Below are 4,468 nucleotides of genomic sequence, written 5' to 3'. Positions count from 1 at the left end.
AATAAGGGCGTTCATGTAAACCGCGGGCGCAGATTTGGCGACTGCTTCGCAGCCGGACGCAGGCTTCGCCAGCTGCTACAGGAATGAGTAAGCGCTCTAGTTCAATATTCGCCGCTGGAACGCCCGTTCTAGAGCCTTTGCAGGAAATATTTCTGTAGTGTTCAATGGCCATCAGCCGCTATGCTAGAGTGGATCCAAACCAATAACAGGAAACACCGGTTTTACGTCTGCTCAAAGGGAATGGGGGGGCTTGCTGACCGAACCGGAAAGGCCACGCTGGGGCATAAATGCGCTATTTGCTGATGTTGCTGTTGTGTTTGCCCCTTTTGGCGAACGCCGTCGAGTTCGATGAGCTCACTCAAAGCCTCCCCCTGGGCCGAACCCTGCAAGTGTTCGAGGACGCCGATGGCCAGGCGACCATCGATGATGTGCGCAACCAGGCCGCTGCCGGCAACTTCAAACAACACGACAAAGCCACGCTCAACGCCGGATATTCGCGTTCGGCGTTCTGGCTGAAAATCGACCTGCAATACCGCCCGGCCAATCCGACGGCGCAACGCACCTGGCTGCTGGAGCTAGCCTATCCGCCCCTCGATCACCTCGACCTGTACCTGCCCGATGCTTCCGGCAACTATCAATTGGCGCGCCAGACCGGCGATGCGTTGCCATTCGACACTCGTGAGATTCGCCAGAACAACTACCTGTTCAATCTGACGTTCGCCCCTGACCAAACGCAAACCGTCTATCTGCGCCTGCAGAGCCAGGGCTCGATTCAGGCACCGGTCACACTCTGGTCGAGCACTGCGTATCTCGAAGACCAGCCCGTGCGCCTGTACGTGTTGGGTCTGATCTATGGCGTACTGCTGGGGATGCTGGTCTACAACCTGTTCATCTACCTCAGTGTGCGCGACACCAGTTACCTCTACTACATCTTCTATATCGCCTCGTTCGGCTTTTATCAGCTTTCGGTGAACGGTGCGGCAGTGCAGTATTTCTGGCCGGACAGTCCATGGTGGGCCAACGCGGCGACACCGTTTTTCATTGGGTGCGCCGGCTTGTTCGGCAGCCAGTTCGCCCGTAGCTTCCTGCAGACGGCCACTTTTAGTCGCTGGCTCGACCGCCTTTTGCTGGCGCTGGTGTTGTTCAGTGCGCTGGTGGTCGGGTTGTCGCTGATGACCAGCTATGCCCTGGCCCTACGCCTGGCGACGGCCCTGGCGCTGACCTTTACGGTGGTGATTTTTTCCGCGGGGATCTTCGCCTGGCTTCGTGGGCTGCGGGTTGCGCGCTACTTCATCATTGCCTGGTCGGCGTTTCTGCTTGGCGGCATCATCAATACCCTGATGGTGCTGGGCTACCTGCCGAACGTGTTCCTGACCATGTATTCCAGCCAGATCGGTTCGGCCATCGAAGTGGCGCTGCTGTCCCTGGCCCTGGCCGACCGTATCAACGCCATGCGCGAACAGCAGGCGCAGACGCTGCAGGATGCCGGGCAAAAACTGGAAGTGCTCAACCAGCAACTGGCACGCAGTAATCAGCTGAAGGACGAATTCCTCGCGACCCTGACCCACGAGCTGCGCACGCCCATGAACGGTGTAATCGGTTCGCTGGAACTGATGCAGACCGTCGAGATGGATGCGGAGCTTGAGCAATACCAGCAGACCGCTGCCGGATCGGCGCGGGACATGATGCGCATGGTCAACGGCATCCTGACGCTGACCGAGTTGCAAGCCGGCAAGCTCAGCGCAAGTGCATCGAATTTCAGTCTGCGTGGCCTGGTCGACGCTTTGCGCATGCAATTCGATGGCAACGCCAGCGGCAAGTCGCTGGACTTCAAGGTTGATGTGGCGCCGAACGTGCCGGATCGCTTGTATGGCGACAACCTCAAGTTGGCGCAATGCCTGGAGTGCCTGCTGGATAACGCGATCAAATTCACTCGGGTCGGCGGCGTGGCGCTGCGGGTGACCGCGAAAACGATCAAACCGGATCGACTGGCGCTGACCTTTGCCGTGATCGACACCGGTATCGGCTTCACCGATCTGGGCGAGGCGACGATGTATCAGCGTTTCTTCCAGCTCGACGGTTCGATGACCCGCGAATACGGCGGTCTGGGTGTCGGCCTGGCGATCTGCCGACAGTTGATCGAGCTGCTCGGTGGTCGCCTGACCCACCGTTCCGAGCCCGGACGCGGCAGCCGTTTCCAGCTGGATGTCGAAATTGCCATCCCGATCACCGAATCCTCCGCCGGGCCGTTCATGACCCGGGAATTCCCACGCTTGCGCCTGCCTCAGGACTGCAAGGTGCTGCTGGTGGACGACAACAACATCAATCAGTTGGTCATGCGCGGCATGTTGCTCAAGTTGGGGTTCCGCGTACGAACCGCCGACAATGGCGTCGCCGCCCTGGACCTTCTGCAGCGGGAAACCTTCGATGCCGTGCTGCTCGATTGTCAGTTACCGGCGCTGGATGGCGTGTCGATTTGCTGCCAGATCCGTGCCTTGCCCGGTTGCGCCGAATTGCCGGTGTTCATGATTGCCTTGAATGCCGATCGCGAGCGCTGCCCGACCGGCGCGCTGATCGATCATTTGAGCAAACCGGTGAAATTCGAAGACTTGCAGGCGGCGCTCTATCGCCGAGTACTTTGCGCGCAACAAGGTGAAAGCGCCGGAAGTTAGGCGCATATGACACTTTGTTCGACCAAGGGGCGGTGCTTAACTGAAGTCCCTTGGCTGACCAAAGGAGCCGCGCCATGAACCTGCATCAGTTCGCCGAAACCCACGAAGTGACCAATCAGCCACCGTCGCTGGATGGCGCCAACCTGTATCGCATCGATTTACCGTTGCAGGAATGGTCGCGGCGTTTCGGGGCCGGCTGGGCCGAGTCGCGGATCGAGGCTTACGGCGCCCTGGCCGGCGGGCCGCTGATGGAGGCAGGATTTCTCGCCAACCAGAACAAGCCCGTGTTCAACAGTCATGACCGTTATGGCCATCGCATCGATCTGGTGGAATTTCATCCCGCCTATCACCAGCTGATGCGCGCGGCGGTCGAACATGGCCTGACCTCGCTGCCCTGGGCGCACCCGCAGGACGGCGCCCACGTCGCCCGCGCCTCCATGACCTATCTGCACAGCCAGGCCGAAGCCGGCAGTGGCTGTCCGTTGACCATGACCTTTGCCAGCGTCCCGGCGATGCGCCTGCAGCCGGATCTGGCGCAGAAGTGGCTACCGAAGATCCTCGCCACCGAATACGACCCGCGCAACGTCGGCATGGCGCACAAGGCCGGCGTGACCATCGGCATGGCCATGACCGAGAAGCAGGGCGGCACCGATGTGCGGGCCAACACCACCAAGGCCTTCCCGGTGGGCGCCAGTGGACCCGGTCAGGCTTACGAGCTGGTGGGGCACAAGTGGTTCTGTTCGGCGCCGATGTGCGACGCCTTCCTGACCCTGGCCCAGACCGACAAAGGCCTGACCTGCTTCCTGCTGCCGCGCCATCGCCCGGACGACACGCGCAACCAGTTCTATATCCAGCGCTTGAAGAATAAGCTCGGCAACTGCTCCAACGCCTCCAGCGAAGTCGAATTCCGTGGGGCGCTGGCGTGGATGGTCGGTGAGGAAGGGCGCGGCGTGCCGACCATCATCGAGATGGTCGCCATGACCCGCTTCGATTGCATGGTCGGCTCCAGTGCCCTGATGCGCCAGGCCCTGACCCAGGCCAGCCATCACTGCGCGCACCGTTCGGTCGGCGGCAAGCTACTCAGCGAGCAACCGTTGATGCAAAACGTGCTGGCCGATCTGGCGCTGGAAAGCGAAGCGGCGCTGGCCTTGAGCCTGCGCATGGGCCGTGCGCTGGATCATCTGGACGATTCGCAGGAGGCGAAATTCGCCCGGCTGGTGACGGCGGTGGGCAAGTACTGGATCTGCAAACGCGCACCGGCCATGATCAACGAAGCCGCCGAGTGCATGGGCGGCGCCGGTTATGTCGAAGAGAGCATCCTGCCAAGGCTGTACCGCGAAGCGCCGGTCAATTCGACCTGGGAAGGCTCCGGTAACGTGCAATGCCTGGACGTCCTGCGCGCCCTGTCGAAAGAGCCGGGCGTGCTGGATGCGCTGTTCAACGAGATGGGCGACGGCCATGGCGACAAGCGCCTGGCGGCGCACATCAGCCAGTTGCAGGCGGCGTTCAAGGACACCAGCGACATCCAGTACCGCGCCCGGCAGTTGACCGAGGACATTGCGCTGGGGCTTCAGGCCAAACTGTTGCTGGAGGCGGGGAATTCGGCGGTCAGTGACGGGTTTATTGCCAGTCGGTTGGGATCGGCGGGGCGTGTGTATGGCGCGTTGCCGCGAGGTTTGGACGTGGAAGCGATCGTTTCTCGTTCGACTCCGCAAGGCTTCTGATCACGCCTGATCAAACACTGCAGACCCTTGTGGGAGCGGGCTTGCTCGCGAAAGCGGAGTGTCAGTCAGAGT

General features: G+C 61.2%; 2 protein-coding genes. Both read left to right on the top strand.

The features are described from left to right. Positions 1 to 287: 287 nt before the first annotated feature. The gene (locus ACW9JE_RS28965) at positions 288 to 2,672 is read left to right on the top strand and encodes a 7TM diverse intracellular signaling domain-containing protein (RefSeq protein WP_457434708.1); all 2,385 of its coding nucleotides are present in this window, start codon (positions 288 to 290) and stop codon (positions 2,670 to 2,672) included. A gap of 74 nt (positions 2,673 to 2,746) precedes the next feature. Next, complete coding sequence (locus ACW9JE_RS28960; RefSeq protein ID WP_457434707.1) at positions 2,747 to 4,396, top strand: acyl-CoA dehydrogenase family protein; 1,650 nt, start codon at positions 2,747 to 2,749, stop codon at positions 4,394 to 4,396. Positions 4,397 to 4,468 lie beyond the last annotated feature (72 nt).

Source organism: Pseudomonas sp. SDO55104_S430, assembly GCF_054070595.1.
This window is presented reverse-complemented; position numbering and strand designations above follow the sequence as displayed.